Genomic DNA, 16,008 nt, shown 5'->3' with positions numbered 1-16,008 from the left:
TGGTCTCAGGCCTGCTGATTGATGCGGATGTGGTTGCCCGCCGGGTCACGGAACGCGCAGTCGCGCACACCGTACGGCTGGTCGGTCGGCTCCTGGACGACTTCGGCGCCTCCGGCAACCATCTGCTCGAAGGTCGCGTCGAGGTCCTTGCTGGACAGGACCAGGGTGGCGAAGGTGCCCTTGGCCATCATCTCGGTGATGGTCTTGCGCTCGTCGTCGGTGATCCCGGGGTCCGCGAACGGCGGGTGCAGGACGACGGAAGTGTCCGGCTGCCCGGGCGGCGCGACGGTGATCCACCGCATCGTGCCGCCGCCGACATCGGTGCGGACCTCGAACCCGAGCAGGTCCCGGAAGAAGGCCACCGAGGCCTCGGGGTCGACGTGCGGAAGGAAGCTGTGCTGAATTTTGATGTCCATGACGATCACAGTAGGTGCGGTGCAGCTTGGTCTGCTTCTTGATTCCTGATCGGTCTGGTCACGCGTTTGGCAACACACGACGGCAGCCCCGCCGCGGCCGCGCTGACCTCCCGCTTGTACGCGCTCGGCGACATCCCGACCAGCTCGCTGAACCGCGTACTGAACGTCCCCAGCGACGAACCCCCGACCGCGAAACACACGTCGGTCACGCTCATCTCCCCGTGCCGCAGCAACGCCATCGCCCGCTCCACCCGCCGCGTCATCAAGTAGCTGTACGGCGACTCGCCGTACGCACGCTTGAACTCGCGGCTCAGGTGCCCCGAGGACATGCCCGCTCCCCGCGCGAGCGCGTCGACGTCCAGCGGCTGCGCGTACTCCCGGTCGATCCGGTCCCGCACCCGCCGCAGCCGAACCAGGTCCTCCAGCCGCTGCTCCTCAGCACTTTTCCCCGCCATAGCCGAGATCCTGTCACGGCCGACGGCTGCGAGGGAACCACCTCGCCAGCGGGCCGGTCTGGCAGGGTGGGCGGTATGGCTATCCAGGAACTGCGATTCCGGGCGTCACATCTCCGGGCTGTTCTGAACGGTGACAAGCGGATCACGATGCGCTTCCAGGACCCGGTCGAGGTCGGTCCGGCGGTGCTGGTGTTCGAGTCGAAGCCCGAAGTGCGCCTGCCCGGGCTGATCAGGTCTGTCGTCGCGAAGACGGTCGCGACGGTGAGTGACGGCGAGGCCCGCGAAGACGGCTTCCCCGGCGCGGACGCCGTACTGGGCGGGTTGCGCGACTACTACCCGGCGCTCGAACCGGACGACGAGCTCGTGATCGTCCGCTTCGACATCGACGAGGTGTCCCGCCCGCAGCGCATGCACACGGCTCTGGACGCCGAGGACGCGCGAGCACTCGCGGAGTTCTACCGGCAGCTCCTGGGTCTGCAGTACCGGCCGGGCGACGAACCGCCCACGGACGGTACGCCGGACGACGCCGACTGGCTCGTGCTCGTCGACGCGGACGGCCGGCGCCAACTCGCCGTCCAGCGCACAGACGTCCTCCCCCGGTCCACCTGGCCGTCGACCGAGATCCCGATGCAGATGCACCTCGACTTCGCCGTACCGACGCCCGAGGCACTGGAGCTGCACCGGTTGCATGCCGAGCAGCTCGGAGCGCAAGTGCTGTTGACCCGCACGCAGGTAGAGTCCGAGCCCTTGTACGTGCTGGCCGATCCGGCCGGCCATCCTTTCTGTCTCCTGGTGGGGGTGCCATGAGTAAGCAAACCGGGTACGTCGCGGTCAACGGGCTGCAGCTGTACTACGAGATCCACGGCTCAGGCGGTATGCTCATCGCAGCATTGTCACCCTGTTGCGCTACCGCCTCGCACGGCAGCGACGGGGAGCGCGACCCCACCGAATCAGGTGGCGGGACTCCCCAGCCCTTCTGGAAGCACGGTGGGCGGATGCCCCCCAGACGTGGTCTAGGGAAGGTCGGCCCACCCCAAACCGGTTTGGGGTGGATCCCAGTCGTATTCCGGGGGTGGATCCTCCCTGAATGCTGCGGGACCGGGGGCTCCCCGAACCGGTGTGGGCAGCTGGACCGCGGCCGACGCTGCCGAGCCGCGAGTGGCGCCACCGTGCGGCTGGGGGGTCGAGTGTGCGGAGTGTGTTGCTGGACAACGATTTCCGGCAGCACGGTCCGCACACTCGATCAATTCGCAGACTGCACCCACTCGCGCGGCAGGGGGCGGGTAGTCAGCGCGAGGTGCTAGGCAGTTGCTTTGCGTGCTCTTGGTTTGCGGGGTGGGGTGGCTGGGGTGGGTTCGGGTGCGAAGGGGATGAAGGGCATGCTGAGAGGTAGGGCTGCCAGGCGCATCAGGAGGAGGACGTTGTCGTCGCCTGCTGTTTTGTTCAGGCGGAGGCGGCCGCAGTTGGTGCAGCGGTGGATGAGGACCCAGCGGCCTTCGCCGCGGACTGTGACTGCGATCGGTTCCATGCCGCCGGTGCAGTCGGCTTTGCGGTCACCTGGAACGTTGCGGTCGAGGTGGCGCGACCACAGGCAGCTGGGGCAGTGGTTGCGATGGGTGGTACCGGGAGCGTCGAGCGAGACTTCTACGCCGCAATGCTCACAGCTGAACGAACGTGCGAACACCAAACCGAAGAACCTTTCAGAGCGAAGCTACTGGACAGAACAGACATGGCTTCCTCCTTCCGGTCCGCACCGGCTGGTCCGGCGCACCTGCCCCCAGCAGACCAGGGCCCCTCGAGCTCGTCAATCGATTAATGCCGGTGGGCAGCGTGGTCGTCGAGATCCCAGTCCGGGAGTGGGTCTTCGAGGCCGATCCAGCCGGCCGGGCCGAGGGCGAGCTCCGCGTCGGTGAGCAGGGCGGGGTCGAGTCGCCGGAAGGGTTCTTCCGGATCGAGGTCGATCCCGATGAATACGAGCTCCTGACCGGGTGCTTCGTCCGGAGCTGGCAGCTTCTCCCCCGGCTCGATGGTGAGATTGGGACCGGCCTGCGACCAGACCGCCAGTACGTCGGGCCGGCTGGCGATCCAGCAGAATCCCTTGCTGCGCAGGACTCCTTCCCAGTCCGCGAGTGCGTTCATCAGGCGGGCCGGGTGGAAGGGCCGCGGGGAGCGATAGGTGACGGACCGGATCCCGTACTCCTCGGTCTCCGGAGTGTGTCCACCTTCCAGCTCGGCGATCCAGCCCGGCGACTGAGCAGCCATCACGGGGTCGTACCGGTGCGTGTCGAGCACCTCGCCGATCGGGATCTCGCCGTACCGGCCGTAGATCAGCCGGGCCGAGGGGTTGAACTTGCGGAGCACCCCTTCGAGCCGGCCGAGTTCGTCGGCCGACACCAGATCTGCCTTGCTGATCACGAGGACGTCGGCGAACTCGACCTGATCGACCAGCAGGTCCGAGATGCTGCGCTCGTCCTCCGGTGCCGTCGCCAGGCCGCGCTCCATCAACCGGTCACCAATCGCCAGTTCGCGCAGGAACCCGCTGGCGTCGACGACGGTCACCATCGTGTCGAGTCGGGCCCGGTCGGACAGACTGCTGCCGTCCTCGAACTCCCACTCGAAGGTCGCGGCCACCGGCATCGGTTCCGAGATGCCGGTGGACTCGATCAGGATCGAGTCGAAGCGGCCGTCCGCGGCGAGCTCCGCCACACTCGCGAGCAGGTCCTCGCGGAGCGTGCAGCAGATGCAGCCGTTGGTCAGCTCGACCAGCCGCTCCTCGGTCCGGTCGAGCCGTCCCTGACCGGCGATCAGGGCGGCGTCGATGTTCACCTCGCTCATGTCGTTGACGATCACCGCGACCCGCCGGTTCTCCCGGTTGGCGAGCACGTGGTTCAGCAAGGTGGTCTTACCCGCCCCCAGGAAACCGGACAGCACGGTGACCGGAACCGGTTCGCCGCGAGGACGACGTACGGGCGCAGGCGGCAAACTCGGTTCGGGCACCATCGGGATCGCTTCCACTAGGGTCGGTTGACGAGGTACTGCACGGTCAGTGGCGAATGCCGCTGAGCTCGTTGGGGGCCTTCGGCAACGGAACCGTCGTCACGACCTTCCCGGCCGCGATGTCGATCGCGTACAGGTTCTTCGTCGTCGGGTCGGAGACATACGCGGTCCCGCCACGGACGAAGAGGGCCGGACGGGCCTCCTGCCATTCCAGCGGCTCCGTCCACTTCTTGATGACCGGAATGGTCTTGGTGACCTTGGCAGCCTCGGGGTCGATCACATGGATCTGACCGTCGGTGCCCAGGACAAGCGCCTGGTCCTGCGGGCCACGGCCCAGCGAGCGGAAGGTGTAGCTGGTGCCGAGGTCGACCAGCTTCAGCGTGCCGGTCTCGGTGTTGATCAGCGACACCTGCTCCGGACGCTCGAGCTCCGCGTCGGCGTCCTTCTTGTAGTCGCCCAGCACGATCGGGGAAGTGTCGGATCCGGACTGGTTGCCGATCCGTCCGTACGCGGTGGGGCTCTTCACCTTGGTGATGGCGCCACCCTTGTAGATCAGTACGCCGTCCTGGCAGCCGATCACCACGACCTCGCCCTTCGCGGTGGTCTCACCGTGGACGCCGGGGCAGCTCTCGTTGCGGGCGATCTCCTTGTGGTCCTTGTCGAGCACGAGGATGCCGACCCGCTTCTCCTCGGTGCCCAGTGTCGTGACGAGCTCGCCGTTCTCCAGCTCGATCGCGACACCGTGATGCGGCGCGGCGGACTTGTAGGTCCGGGTGGCGGCCTTGGCCTCGCCGACCGTCTTCGAGTCCAGGATCGTGACCTCGCCGGTGCCGTCGGCGAAGAGCACCGTGCGGCCGGCATGCCGGACCACGTGCCCCGGCTTGGATCCCTTGTACTCGATCGACGTCAGCTCGGGGCTCAGCGCGTCCAGCACCCGGAAGCCGGTCCCGGTGGAGACCAGCATGTGGCGGTCGTTGCCGGCCGGGTTGATCCGGATGAACCCGTCCAGCGGGATGTCCTTGGCAACCTTCAGCGACTCACCGTCCAGGACATAGAGACCACCGTCGTACGTCGTCACGATCGGATCCTTGACGGTGTTCGCCGCGTTGCTCGGCGTACCGGCTGATTTCGTCTCCGAGCCGCAGGCGGTGAGCGCGATGGCCGCGGTCAGTACGGCGGCGATTCCGGTCAGCGCGCGGGGCCGGAGTGCGTTCTTCTTCATAGGGCCTTTCCTTGTCGTTCGGGGTGATCAGGGGGCGACGGTCAGGCCGTCGGAGATCGCGGTGGTGTTGGCGCGCATCATCTGCAGATAGGTGGCGGCGCCTTGGTCGGGCTCGGTGAGGGATTCCGAGAACAGCGGCACGACCTTCACCTCGACCTTGCTTTCGCGTTTGAGGACCTGGGCCAGACGGTCGGGCTGGGAGGAGTCGGCGAAGATCGCGCGGACACCGGCCTGCTCGATGGCCGTCACGAGCGATCGGAGATCGGACGCGCTGGGCGAGGCGAGCGTCGTACCGCTGGGGATGACGGCGCCGATGACCCGGAACCCGAAGCGCTGCGACAGGTATCCGAAGACATGGTGGTTGGTCACCAGGTTGCGTTGTCCGGCTGGGATCCGGGCGAAGCTCTTCTCCATCCAGGTGGTGAGTTCTTGAAGCTCGGTCCGGTAGCGATCGGCATTCGCCCGGATCGAGGTTTCGTCGACACCCTTGACGTTCTTCACGACCTGGTCGGCGATCAGACCGGCGGCCTTGACCACGCGGTCCGGATCGGTCCAGAAGTGCGGATCGGGCTTGCCGGCCGTGTCTCCCGAGGTGTAAGCGATCGGGTCGGCCGCGTCGCCGGCCGCGAAGGTCGCGACACCGGACTCCCGCGCCGCCTCGACATGTCGCAGCACGTTCTCCTCGAGCCCAAGTCCGTTGTACACAACGAGATCGGCCTGCTCGAGCCTGGCCGCCTGCTGCGCGGAGACCCCGAACGAATGCGGATCGGCGTTGGCCTCCATCAGCACGGTGACCTCGGCCTGATCGCCCACGATGTTGCGGGTGATGTCGCCCAGGATGTTCGTGGTGACGACCACGCTGGGACGCCCGGAGCCACCGGGCGTGCACGCCGTCAGGCCCACAAGCACACAGCTCAGTGCAGCGAAAACCGCGATCGTACGGCGTCTCATCGTCCGGTCTCCACCATCAGGCTCGGCGCGAAGTCGAGCGGGAAGGTCCGGGCCAGCCGGAGGTCGTCGTTGTAGTCGATCTCGTAGACCTTGCGGGCCACGGAGTCGTTCACGTACGCACGGCTGGTGTCGACTTCGATCACCGCCTGCGGTCCGACCTTCCGGCCCGGCCCGGACAACGCTTTGGTGGCTGCGGTCTGCTTCCCGGTGACCACGTCATAACCCTTCAGTACGCCGTTCGCCGTGAGCGCGAGTAGTGGCGCGCCCTCGCCCGCGGTGTTCGCGGCGACGACAGGTCCGGTCTGCACCAGCTTCCAGCTCCGCTTGGTGACATCGAGAACCCAGACCGCGTTGTCGCCGGACTTGGCCGTGAGCGTCGTACTGCCTACCCGGTGCCGGAAGTCGGTCGGGCGATCGCGGTCGGCGACCGGTCCGCCGTACGGGATCTTCTCACCGGTGAACTTGCCCTCCTTCGCGGTGACGAGCAGCGCACCATCGGAACACCCGAAGACCACGCCGCGCCGGGTGACTGCTTCGCCACGGACCTGCGGGCAGGTTTGTTCGAGCGACGCCTTCACCGCACCTTGGCGGTCACGAACCTCGACCACGTCCTGTCGGCTGCCGGTCCCGGGAACCAAGAGGTGTTCCTGATAAGGGACGACCGGGACAGGCTGCGTGCCGCTGTCGAGCGGTCGGCCCTCGTCGGCTGTGGCCGACTCCAGCTTCGTCCGGTCGTACAGGCGGACACTGCCATCCTGGAAGCTGACAGCAGTGATCGCCGGATCGCTGTGGATGTGCCGTGGCCGCTTGCCTTGGATGTCACCGGCCGTGCGGATCTTCGCGCGGTAGTAGTGCACGTGGTCACCGTGGTCCACCATCCAGGCGCCGCTGTCGACGACGTGCGCGCCGGTATCGGTGCCCAGGAAGGCGAATCTGCCGTCGGTGGCCAGCTCGCGGACGTTACCGACCTTCCCCGCCGGACTCACCTTTTCGGTGATCAGGTCGAGGATCTGTACCGCGCCGGTGCCTGCATCCGCGAGTACCAGACGCGACTGCTGCTCGGCAGTTTCCTCGGCACCTTCGACGTACCCATGTGGTGCTTCTGCCTTGGCGTCGCTGCCGCGCTGGCAGCCGGTCGCCAGCAGGACCGCGGCGAGTACGACGGAAATGGCTCTAAATCTCATGACGGGTGTCCGTATTCCAATCGATGGCCGAGCACCGGCGAATGCTGTGTCCGCAGGCGATTGCGGATGCTCGCGGCGATGGTCGACAGCAGGAACTGCAGGACCGCGACGGCGGCGATGGTCGCGCCGGCCGCGGTGGCCAGGTGCCAGGACAGCAGCAGGCCGAGGAATGTCGCGCTGATACCGAAGCAGGCGGCTCCGGCCATGATCAAGGGGATTCGCCGGGCCCACGGCAAGGCGGCCGCCGGCGGCGCGATCAGCAGACCGAAGACCAGCAGCGTTCCGACCACATGGAACGACGCGACGATCGCAAGTGTCAGCAGTCCCAGCAAGGCGATCTGCGCCAGCCGTGGATGCAGGCCGAGGGTCTGGGCTTTGCGTTCATCGAACGCGAGTGCAACGAAGGCCCGATGTCCGAGCACCGACACGACGAGGGCCAGGACCAGTGCGACAGCGAGCTGAGTCAGGTGTGTGTTCCGGACCGCGAGCACGTCACCGAACAGGAAGCCGGTCAGGTCGACGGCGAAGGACTGCGATCTGGAGACGATGATCACACCCAGCGAGAGCATTCCGACGAACAGCAGGCCGATCCCGGTGTCCTGCGAGAGCCGCGCCGTACGGGCGGCCGCGGTGACGCCGAGCGCCATCGCCGTCGCGCTGAGGGCAGCGCCGATCAGCAGGTTCCCGCCCAGGAGCGCGGCCAGGGCGACGCCCGGAAGCATGCCGTGAGCCATCGCATCGCCCAAAAAGGCCATCCCCCGCAGGACGACCCAGGTGCCCGCCAGCGCACAGATCAGCGACACCAGAATGCCGCCCCACAGGGCCCGCTGAACGAATGTCACCTCGAAGGGTGCCGTCAACCAGTCCATGCCGAGGACCCTATAATGAAAACGATTATCAATTCAAAAGGAGTCTCATGGCAGCCTCTCAGGTCACGCTCAGCGCTGTGGCGGCCGGGTACCCGGGCCGGCCGGTCCTGTCCGGCTTCGCTGCCCAGATCCCGGCGTTCAGTACGACGGCCGTCGTCGGAGCCAACGGATCAGGGAAGTCCACGCTGCTCGGTGTGCTGGCCGGCGTGATCCCGGTGACGGCCGGGACGGTCGTTCATCGCACCAAGGAACGACCGGCCTTCGTCGTCCAGCGCAGCGCGATCGCCGACACGTTCCCGCTCACCGTCCGGGAGACCGTGTCGATGGGTCGCTGGGGACATCGCGGACTGTGGAGGCGTCTGACCGCGCGCGACCGGGCGGTGGTCGACTCCTGGATGGAGCGGCTGGGCATCGCCGATCTCGCCGGCCGGCAATTGGGCGAGCTGTCAGGCGGACAACGGCAACGCGCCCTGGTCGCGCAAGGCCTGGCGCAGGAGGCCGACCTCCTCCTGCTCGACGAACCGACCACCGGCCTCGACGCATCGGCGCGCCAAGCGATCACAGATGTGCTCGACGAGGTGACCGCGAACGGCGTCACCGTGGTCCAGGCAACCCACGACCTGGCGGCAGCCCGCCGTACCGGCCACTGCGTGCTGCTGCACGATGGTCAACTGCTGAGCGAAGGCCCACCGTCCGACGTACTGACCGACAACGCGCTCAACCGCGTCTGGCAATTCGCCGAACGCGTCTAGACCTCTTGCACCGCGTCGATTAGACCTCTCACTCCGCTTGTTCCTGAACCTTTGACGCGGCGTGTGCGGACGTGCACGATGTCGGCGTTGCCACGTCCTACTGGGGAGGAACGGCGTGACCTTGCTCGAGGAAGTCGCAGGACTGCTCGAAGAGCTCGGTCTGGGTGACTACGACCCGCCCACCGGCGGCGACATCTTCCTCGGCGGAATGCCCGCGACGACCGACGCGGCGGTGGTATTGACCCGTCAGCCCGGTGTGGAGTCCGACAGCCGGCTCGGGTACGACGAACCGGTCGTCCTGTTCCGCGTCCGTGGCACTCCGAACAACGCCACCGTCGCCGAAGCCCGGGCCCAGGCGATCTACGACGCGATCCACGGGCTGGCCAACCGGCGGCTGCCCGGCGGCACCTGGCTCGTGCTCGGTGTCGGTACCCAGGCAGGCCCGATCTTCGCCGGTCGCGACACCAACGCGCGTGACGAGTGGTCGGTGGCCGTGCGGATGGAACTGCACCGGCCGACCGTGAACCGCAGCTGAGAGGAACAGCGCATGCCAGCAGTGAAGATCAACGCCCGCGACATCATCATCCAGGTCGCCGAAGCGAACGGTACGACGTGGACCCCGCTCGGCGGGCTCAACTCCGCCGTACCGAACGCGAGTGAGAACGAGGAGGTCGTCGACACCACGACGTTCGACTCCGCGGGCAACTACGAGCAGGAGATCATCCAGCGCGGCGCGATCCTGGAGCTCGAGGGCTTCCTGCTCAAGGATCCGGCCAACGGAGCCCAGGATCCCGGTCAGGCCAGGGTCGAGGCGCTCGCCACCCAGGTCGGGTTCGCGAGCATCGGCAAGATCCGGTTTCGGCATCCGATGGACACCACCTGGAAGGTCTGGAACGCGACCTTCTCGCTGGGCGAGCAGGGCGGTGGCAACAACGACAAGTTCGCCTGGGCCGCGACCGTGACCCGGTCCGGCGCCTCGACCACCGCGCCGGTCACCACTCCTGCTGCCGCCAAGGACGGGGCCAAGAAGTGACGACTGCCGAAGACCAGCTGCCGGACGACCAAGAGGTCGACTACGACTTCGACGAGGCGTGGCGCGAACGCAAGGCCGCCCGGGTCGCACCGAAGATCCGCATCCTCGGCAAGGTCTACACACTGCCGCATTCGCTGCCGGCCAAGCTGATCCTGTTCGCGGTATCGGCGCAGAAGAACGGGCGCTCGGCCAGTGACGAGGTCACCGCGGAAGAGGCGTTCGACATGCTGTCGGCGCTGCTCGGCGAGGAGAACCTGGTCGACATCCTGAACCGCGGCCTGGAGATCGACGACCTGCCCGACGTACTCGGTACCTGTCAGCAGGTCTACAAGAACCGGCAAGCAGCACCGGGAAACGGCGTGGCCCCCGCGAAGGGGGCGACGGCACCGGCACAATCCGGCTGATTCTCAAGCACTGGCGGCTGCTCTACGCGGACTGGCGGCGCGAGTACGGCCGGGACCTGATGGCGGACCTCGACGACGGACTGTCGTGGTGGGAGTTCGCCGCTCTGCTGTCCGGTCTGTCACCCGAGAGCGTCTGGCGCCAGGTCACCGCGAACGAACCCGTCGAGGTGAACAGCGACACGGCACGATCCGTCATCAGCAACCTGTAACGGGAGGGAGGTGAGCAGAGGTGGCCCTGTCCGTGGGTGACTTCGTGGCCAACATCGGCCTGAACGACACGTTGTTCCAGGACACGCTGACGCAGATGCGGACCAAGTTCGACGAGGCCAAGAACGACATCGTCGCGAAGGCCGACGAGGCCGGCCGCAAGGTCGCCGAGGCGCTGGGCAAGAACAAGGGCCCGGTCGTCGGCGCGGCCGCCGGGATCGGCGTCGACGCCGCCGTGGCACTTGGCGGCGGACTCCTGTCCCTCGTCGGCGGACCCGTGATGGGCTTGCTCGCAACCGGTCTCCAGGCCGGCCTGCAGGCCGCGATCGGCTTCCTCACGACCAAGCTCCAGCCCGCGTTCGATGCCGTGAGCAACTTCATCACCGGGACCGTCGTTCCGGCGTTCCAGTCGCTCGGGCAGTGGATCGCGGCCAACCAGACCCCGCTGATGATCGTCGGCGGAATCATCCTCGCGTTCTTTCTGCCGGCCCTGATCCAGCTGGGGATCGCAGCTGCCATTGCCGCCGCGGCCACCATCGCCGCGTTCGCAACCATGGCCGCTCAAGCAGTCGTCGCCGCGGCGCAGTTCGTCGCACAGAGCGCCATGATGCTGGTGCAGTGGGGGCTGATGGGCTGGACCGCGGTCGCGAACGCCGCGAAGATCGTCGGCGCCTGGGTTCTGATGGGGACCCAGGCACTGCTCCAGGGCGCCCGGATGGCGGCGGCCTGGTTGCTCGCGATGGGCCCGATCCCGCTGATCATCGCGGCCGTGGTCGGACTGGTCGCGCTGATCATCGCGAACTGGGACACCATCGTGGCCTGGACGAAGGCCGCGTTCCAGGCCATCTGGGACTTCCTCAAGATGATCTGGAACGCCATCGTCTCCGGGATCTCGGCCGCGATCGACGGCGTCCTCGCGGCGATCGGCTGGCTCGGTCAGCTCCCCGGCAAGGTCGCGGGCTGGTTCGGTGGTGTCTTCAGCGCGGCGGTCGGCAAACTCGGCGAGCTGCTGTCCTGGCTCGGTGGGCTGCCCGGACGCATCCTCGGTGCCCTGGGCAACCTGGGGAACCTGCTGCTCGACGTCGGCCGGTCGATCCTCGAAGGACTGTGGAACGGGCTGAAGGCCGCGGCGACCTGGATCAAGGACAAGATCATCGGCCTGATCAAGGACATCATCCCGGGCCCGATCAAGTCGATCCTCGGCATCAGTTCCCCTTCCAAGGTCGCCGCCGAACTCGGTCGCTGGGTCCCGTTGGGCCTGGCCAAGGGCATCGAGGACACCAGTGCCGCGGTCGCCCGGGCCTCGTCCCAGCTGGCCGGGCTGGTCACCGCCGGCATCGGCGATCTGAGCCTGGCCACGGCGACGCCGTACCAGCTTGCTACCGCGGGAGGCAGTACGGCGGAGCCGGAGCGGGCGGTGATCCGGATCGAGAACTTCTACACCACCCCGGAGCAGACGCCGGCCGATATTGCCCACGAACTCGACTGGATGTCGCGAGGAGGTGGCTGAGTGGCCGGCGAGCTGATCACCGCGGACGGCCAACTCGAGTGGCGCGGCACGTTGCTCGGGACCGACAGCCCGTACCGGATGACCAACCTCCAAGGCTGGCTGGATCTGCCCGACGCGCGCGGCGACGACCCGGACCGGCCCAACCGGCACGGTGCGTTCCAGGGCAGCCAGGTGATGGGCAAGCGCACGATCACGCTGACGTACCTGATCAAGGGCGTCCCGCTCGAGGAGTTCGGCGCGGTCATCACGAAGCTGCGCACCATCACCGCACCGACCGAGCAGCCGATCGAGGAACCGTTGGTGATCCGGCTGGACGGTGAGACGTGGCAGGTGAACGCACGCTGTACCCGGCGAACGATCAGCGTCGAGCGGTTCTATGCGATCGGCTACACGACCGGCGCCGTCCAATGGCAGGCGACGGATCCCCGGATCTACTCGCTCGTCGGCCAGACCGCCGCCACCGGGTTGCCGTCGCCGCCGACCGACGGGCTGGAGTTCCCGCTCGTCTTCCCGTTGAAGTTCGGGACCGGCCGGCCTGGGGGCAGGCTCACGCTGGTCAACTCCGGTGGCGCGGCCAGCTGGCCGGTGTGGGAGGTTCGTGGCCCGGTCGACGGCCCGATCATCACCAACCGCGACACCGGTCAGCGGCTGGTCTTCGACCCCGCCTTCACCGTGCATACCGGACAGACCCTTGTCATCGACACCGACGCCAGGACCGTCCTGCTGAACGGCGTCAGCCGCAGCGACCGGCTCTTCACCCGCGAGTGGTTCCCGATCCCCGCCGGCACCTCGGTCCAGGTCGACTTCGCCGCCGCCTCGTACCATCCGAGCGCGCTGCTCACGGCCCGCTGGCGACACGCCACCATCTGATTGCTGAAGGGATACGTCATGGCCGAGCGCAATTCGTGGGCCGTCTCCGACTCACCGAACGGTGTGATCACCACCGAGGACGCGCGGCTGGCGGTCAGCGCCCTGATGCAGCCCGGCGCCACCCCTGTCATCAGCCGTGACGGCATCCGCCCCGGCAGTGGTGAGCCCGGCCTGGTGGCCGCGGCGGCACCGACACCGGACAAGGTCGTGACCGTCCAGCCGTTCCAGATGTTCATGCGGGCATCGCGGGGTATCGGCAGCTACGTGCAGACGCTCGACTCGGTCAAGACACTCGACCTGCTGACGGACAACCCGGCCCACTCGTCGGACAGCCGGATCGACCTGATCATTGCCCAGCAGGCCGACAAGTTCTACGGCGACACCACCAACGCCTTCACCGTCCGGCACATCGTGGGCTCGCCGTCGCCGACCCCGGGCGAGCCGGCCGTCCCGGGCTCCCCCGACTACGTCCGGCTCGCGATCGTCCGGATCCCGGGCGGCGCCACCACGATCACTCCGGAGATGATCACGGACCAGCGGCCGAGCTGGGTGGTCGGGCTCGGCGGCGTCGTTCCGGTGCGCAGTGCTGACGGGCGCAACGCGACAACGCCGTACGACGGGCTGACGGCGTACCGGCGTGATCGCCGGTGGCTGGAGATCCACGACGGGGCCGCGTGGCGGGTGCCGAGTATCCCGGTCTGCAGCTCGGTCGCCGAGATCACCGCGACTGTCACCGATCCGGTCCTCGGTCAGCTGGTGTTCAGCACCTCGGACCAGATGATCTACAAGTGGACCGGCAGTGCGTGGCTGGCCGCCGTACCGACCGGAACGACGCGGCACGAGGCCCGGTACGAAGTTCGCGCCGGTCAGGAGCAGACCTTCGCAGCGTCGGTACACAGCAGAGTCGGCTTCCCGACCGCGGTCTACACGTCGCCCGATGTCACACCGTCGTCGAGTAACACCATCTTCACGCTCAACCGCGCCGGCATCTGGAACATCACCACGAGTGCCCGCTTCCGGTCTCCTGGCGGCGCCGACCCCTACTACCTGTATCTGGGGATCGCCGACTCCGGCAACCTCGAGACGCGCTACGCGAACATGATGGTCTACCAGCCCGGCAACTCCACCGGGAACGCCAACGTCTCGACCACCAATCTCTTCCCGGCCGGGACCCGGATCAGCGCCAGCGTCTGGACGACGGCCGCGGCCGCAGGCCGGACCCAGTTCATCGATACCCAGAACCTCAACAACATCACGCTGACCTGGTTGAGGCCGTGACCCCGGTCTACACGTACCTGATCTCCGACCTGCTCACGAACCGGACGCTCGCCGAGGTCCCCCTGACCGGGGTGCGGTACTCGAAGAAGCTCGGCGACGTGGGTCAGCTCTCGGCCAACCTGCATCTGGGTGATCCACGCGTCCAGAATCTCGAACCGTACGAGCTGACGACCCCCGCCCGCCGCGTCATCTACGTCCTGCGCGACTCCACGCCGGTCTGGGGCGGGCTGATCTGGACCCGCCGGTACGAGTCCAGCTCGGCACAGATCTCCCTCGGCTGTGCCGATTTCTGGTCGTACTTCGATCACCGCAAGGTGCTCCCGGTGCTCGCCGAACAGGCCTACACCGATCCACACTACGTCGCGAAGCGACAGGTCTTCTGGTCGATGGACCAGAACGCGATCGCCCGCAACCTGATCACGCTGGCGCAGTCCCATCGGGCCGGCGACATCGGGATCACCTTCCCACCTGGTTCCGGCGACTCCGCCATCCGGCTCGAGCGCACCTACTTCGGGTACCAGAACGCGAACACCGGCGACGCTCTCCGCAAACTGTCGCAGCTGCTCGACGGACCGGACATGATGTTCGACGTCGGGCCGGTCGACCGCAACGGGCGGCCGGCCCGCTGGCTGCGGCTCGGTACGCCGCGGCTCGGCCAGGTCGGCTCCGCGCACGTCTGGGAGTACGGCGGCAACCTGCTCAGCTACACGTGGCCGTCGGACGGCACCCGGATGGCGACCCGGACGTTCGCCACCGGCGACGGGATCGAGGCCGGCATGCTGATCGGCGTTGCCGAGGACAAGAGCCGGTACGACGACGGCTGGCCGCTGCTCGAGACCGAGTACGGCTACAGCTCGGTCACCGACCCGGTCCAGCTGAAGTCGCACGCGGAGTCGGATCAGCAGGTCAGCCGGTTGCCCGTCGTACTGCCGACTCTCAGTGTGCACGGTGCGCTGCCGCCGACCGTGGCCGAGATCGGGATGGGCGACGACGCCCGGGTGATCATCAAGGACGCCTTTCACGTCAACGGGATCGACACCCTGATGCGGATCGTCGGCCTGGACGTCGCGGTCGGCGACGACGGCCGCGAGTCCGTGACACTGACCATGAACCCGCTGCTGGAGGACGTGACCTGATGGGACAGATCAACCAGCCGTCGAACCTGATCGACCAGGTCGTTGCCCTCCGCAAGGAAGTGGACGAGCTCCGGAAGCGGGTCGGGATCGGCAATGCCACCATCTCCGGCGGCACCTTCACCGTCCAGGGCGACGGCGCGATCCGGATGATCGATCCCGACGGCACCGAGATCCTGTACTTCGGTCCGGATCGCAACGGCCGGCAGGTGATCCGGATCCGCCGCGACGGGGGCAGCAGCGTGCTCTACACCTACGCGGTGTCGAGCGGACGCCAGTACTGGGCGTTGACCGACAGCAACGACGACATCGTGGTCTCCGACGACGCCGAGTCCGGAGCCGGTCTGGCCCGCCCGTGGATCCCGGTCTCCTTCGAGCTGGTCCGGGGGCAGGACATGCCGACCGTCACGAACGGGAACTACGAGACGGTGTGGGAGGCCAACTTCAACAAGGCCCAGCCCTTCATCGAGCTCTACACCGTCGACGGCTGCGACTCCGGCACCACCGGCGGCGGCCGGATCATGATCACCGCGGTCGGCGGCACCGAGACCGAGGTCGACGTCTGGACCAACGGCCCGGGCCTCGGTCGCCATTACCGCGGCCCCTACGCTCTCCCGGGCGGAACCTACGTCGGCCCGGTCCGGGTGGCCGTCCAGTACCGGCGTACCTCCGGCACCGGCAACGTCTACGCCATCGCCATGGACGCCACCCAACGCCAGTCCTGAGC

At 67.5% G+C, this 16,008-nt stretch carries 19 protein-coding genes; 11 read left to right on the top strand and 8 right to left on the bottom strand.

Annotation, left to right across the window (positions count from 1 at the left end; translation table 11 throughout):
- Window positions 1-5: 5 nt before the first annotated feature.
- Both ACFCV3_RS22335 and ACFCV3_RS22330 read right to left on the bottom strand, forming a co-directional pair.
- The gene (locus ACFCV3_RS22335) at window positions 6-416 is read right to left on the bottom strand and encodes a VOC family protein (protein WP_376032677.1); all 411 of its coding nucleotides are present in this window, start codon (window positions 414-416) and stop codon (window positions 6-8) included.
- Between the two features lie 5 nt (window positions 417-421).
- A complete protein-coding gene (locus ACFCV3_RS22330) occupies window positions 422-871 on the bottom strand; it encodes a helix-turn-helix transcriptional regulator (RefSeq protein ID WP_376032675.1) in 450 nt (149 codons plus the stop codon).
- 75 nt (window positions 872-946) lie between these two features.
- On the opposite strand from ACFCV3_RS22330, the gene ACFCV3_RS22325 reads away from it, so the two are divergent.
- Window positions 947-1,678, top strand: coding sequence for a VOC family protein (locus ACFCV3_RS22325; protein WP_376032673.1), 732 nt, complete (start codon window positions 947-949; stop codon window positions 1,676-1,678).
- Window positions 1,679-2,171: 493 nt separating this feature from the next.
- Here the strand turns inward: ACFCV3_RS22325 and ACFCV3_RS22320 are convergent, their stop codons facing one another.
- The 6 genes from ACFCV3_RS22320 to aztB form a co-directional block, all read right to left on the bottom strand.
- Complete coding sequence (locus ACFCV3_RS22320; protein WP_376032672.1) at window positions 2,172-2,555, bottom strand: RNHCP domain-containing protein; 384 nt, start codon at window positions 2,553-2,555, stop codon at window positions 2,172-2,174.
- A gap of 128 nt (window positions 2,556-2,683) precedes the next feature.
- The gene (locus ACFCV3_RS22315) at window positions 2,684-3,871 is read right to left on the bottom strand and encodes a GTP-binding protein (RefSeq protein ID WP_376032670.1); all 1,188 of its coding nucleotides are present in this window, start codon (window positions 3,869-3,871) and stop codon (window positions 2,684-2,686) included.
- A gap of 43 nt (window positions 3,872-3,914) precedes the next feature.
- Window positions 3,915-5,090, bottom strand: a complete 1,176-nt coding sequence (gene aztD / locus ACFCV3_RS22310; RefSeq protein ID WP_376032668.1) for a zinc metallochaperone AztD — start codon at window positions 5,088-5,090, stop codon at window positions 3,915-3,917.
- Window positions 5,091-5,117: 27 nt separating this feature from the next.
- Window positions 5,118-6,041, bottom strand: a complete 924-nt coding sequence (gene aztC / locus ACFCV3_RS22305) for a zinc ABC transporter substrate-binding protein AztC (protein ID WP_376032666.1) — start codon at window positions 6,039-6,041, stop codon at window positions 5,118-5,120.
- The gene (locus tag ACFCV3_RS22300) at window positions 6,038-7,225 is read right to left on the bottom strand and encodes a hypothetical protein (RefSeq protein ID WP_376032664.1); all 1,188 of its coding nucleotides are present in this window, start codon (window positions 7,223-7,225) and stop codon (window positions 6,038-6,040) included. Before ACFCV3_RS22300 ends, aztC begins: the two co-directional genes overlap by 4 nt.
- Window positions 7,222-8,094, bottom strand: coding sequence for a zinc ABC transporter permease AztB (gene aztB / locus ACFCV3_RS22295; RefSeq protein ID WP_376032662.1), 873 nt, complete (start codon window positions 8,092-8,094; stop codon window positions 7,222-7,224). Before aztB ends, ACFCV3_RS22300 begins: the two co-directional genes overlap by 4 nt.
- 47 nt (window positions 8,095-8,141) lie before the next feature.
- On the opposite strand from aztB, the gene aztA reads away from it, so the two are divergent.
- From aztA to ACFCV3_RS22245, 10 genes are all read left to right on the top strand, one after another.
- On the top strand, window positions 8,142-8,846 hold the full coding sequence (gene aztA / locus ACFCV3_RS22290; RefSeq protein WP_376032660.1) for a zinc ABC transporter ATP-binding protein AztA: 705 nt from the start codon (window positions 8,142-8,144) through the stop codon (window positions 8,844-8,846).
- A 115-nt stretch (window positions 8,847-8,961) separates the two neighbouring features.
- Window positions 8,962-9,381: a minor capsid protein gene (locus ACFCV3_RS22285; RefSeq protein ID WP_376032659.1), complete on the top strand. Its 420-nt coding sequence runs from the start codon at window positions 8,962-8,964 to the stop codon at window positions 9,379-9,381.
- A 12-nt stretch (window positions 9,382-9,393) separates the two neighbouring features.
- A complete protein-coding gene (locus ACFCV3_RS22280; protein ID WP_376032657.1) occupies window positions 9,394-9,879 on the top strand; it encodes a phage tail tube protein in 486 nt (161 codons plus the stop codon).
- Window positions 9,876-10,283 carry a hypothetical protein gene (locus tag ACFCV3_RS22275; RefSeq protein ID WP_376032655.1) on the top strand — a complete coding sequence of 136 codons (408 nt, stop codon included), beginning with the start codon at window positions 9,876-9,878 and terminating at the stop codon, window positions 10,281-10,283. The genes ACFCV3_RS22280 and ACFCV3_RS22275 overlap by 4 nt, the downstream gene beginning before the upstream one ends.
- Window positions 10,284-10,342: 59 nt before the next feature.
- Window positions 10,343-10,492: a hypothetical protein gene (locus tag ACFCV3_RS22270; protein ID WP_376032653.1), complete on the top strand. Its 150-nt coding sequence runs from the start codon at window positions 10,343-10,345 to the stop codon at window positions 10,490-10,492.
- Window positions 10,493-10,512: 20 nt separating this feature from the next.
- Window positions 10,513-12,000: a hypothetical protein gene (locus ACFCV3_RS22265; protein ID WP_376032652.1), complete on the top strand. Its 1,488-nt coding sequence runs from the start codon at window positions 10,513-10,515 to the stop codon at window positions 11,998-12,000.
- Window positions 12,001-12,870: a hypothetical protein gene (locus ACFCV3_RS22260; protein ID WP_376032650.1), complete on the top strand. Its 870-nt coding sequence runs from the start codon at window positions 12,001-12,003 to the stop codon at window positions 12,868-12,870.
- 18 nt (window positions 12,871-12,888) lie between these two features.
- The gene (locus tag ACFCV3_RS22255) at window positions 12,889-14,148 is read left to right on the top strand and encodes a hypothetical protein (RefSeq protein WP_376032648.1); all 1,260 of its coding nucleotides are present in this window, start codon (window positions 12,889-12,891) and stop codon (window positions 14,146-14,148) included.
- On the top strand, window positions 14,145-15,284 hold the full coding sequence (locus tag ACFCV3_RS22250) for a hypothetical protein (RefSeq protein ID WP_376032646.1): 1,140 nt from the start codon (window positions 14,145-14,147) through the stop codon (window positions 15,282-15,284). Before ACFCV3_RS22255 ends, ACFCV3_RS22250 begins: the two co-directional genes overlap by 4 nt.
- Window positions 15,284-16,006, top strand: a complete 723-nt coding sequence (locus ACFCV3_RS22245) for a hypothetical protein (protein WP_376032644.1) — start codon at window positions 15,284-15,286, stop codon at window positions 16,004-16,006. The genes ACFCV3_RS22250 and ACFCV3_RS22245 overlap by 1 nt, the downstream gene beginning before the upstream one ends.
- The last annotated feature ends 2 nt before the right edge of the window (window positions 16,007-16,008 follow it).

The organism is Kribbella sp. NPDC056345, assembly GCF_042262745.1.
In the GTDB taxonomy this organism is placed as follows: Bacteria; Actinomycetota; Actinomycetes; order Propionibacteriales; family Kribbellaceae; genus Kribbella.
The sequence above is the reverse complement of the archived record's forward strand: the minus strand, read 5'-3'. Positions and strand labels throughout refer to the sequence as shown.

What these genes read in the sequence shown, in the direction of transcription:
- ACFCV3_RS22330 (WP_376032675.1), bottom strand. Translation starts at nt 871, where the DNA reads ATGGCGGGGAAAAGTGCTGAGGAGCAGCGGCTGGAGGACCTGGTTCGG.
- ACFCV3_RS22300 (WP_376032664.1), bottom strand. Translation starts at nt 7,225, where the DNA reads ATGAGATTTAGAGCCATTTCCGTCGTACTCGCCGCGGTCCTGCTGGCG.
- aztB (WP_376032662.1), bottom strand. Translation starts at nt 8,094, where the DNA reads ATGGACTGGTTGACGGCACCCTTCGAGGTGACATTCGTTCAGCGGGCC.
- ACFCV3_RS22255 (WP_376032648.1), top strand. Translation starts at nt 12,889, where the DNA reads ATGGCCGAGCGCAATTCGTGGGCCGTCTCCGACTCACCGAACGGTGTG.
- aztD (WP_376032668.1), bottom strand. Translation starts at nt 5,090, where the DNA reads ATGAAGAAGAACGCACTCCGGCCCCGCGCGCTGACCGGAATCGCCGCC.
- ACFCV3_RS22245 (WP_376032644.1), top strand. Translation starts at nt 15,284, where the DNA reads ATGGGACAGATCAACCAGCCGTCGAACCTGATCGACCAGGTCGTTGCC.
- ACFCV3_RS22280 (WP_376032657.1), top strand. Translation starts at nt 9,394, where the DNA reads ATGCCAGCAGTGAAGATCAACGCCCGCGACATCATCATCCAGGTCGCC.
- ACFCV3_RS22315 (WP_376032670.1), bottom strand. Translation starts at nt 3,871, where the DNA reads ATGGTGCCCGAACCGAGTTTGCCGCCTGCGCCCGTACGTCGTCCTCGC.
- ACFCV3_RS22335 (WP_376032677.1), bottom strand. Translation starts at nt 416, where the DNA reads ATGGACATCAAAATTCAGCACAGCTTCCTTCCGCACGTCGACCCCGAG.
- aztA (WP_376032660.1), top strand. Translation starts at nt 8,142, where the DNA reads ATGGCAGCCTCTCAGGTCACGCTCAGCGCTGTGGCGGCCGGGTACCCG.
- aztC (WP_376032666.1), bottom strand. Translation starts at nt 6,041, where the DNA reads ATGAGACGCCGTACGATCGCGGTTTTCGCTGCACTGAGCTGTGTGCTT.
- ACFCV3_RS22325 (WP_376032673.1), top strand. Translation starts at nt 947, where the DNA reads ATGGCTATCCAGGAACTGCGATTCCGGGCGTCACATCTCCGGGCTGTT.
- ACFCV3_RS22270 (WP_376032653.1), top strand. Translation starts at nt 10,343, where the DNA reads ATGGCGGACCTCGACGACGGACTGTCGTGGTGGGAGTTCGCCGCTCTG.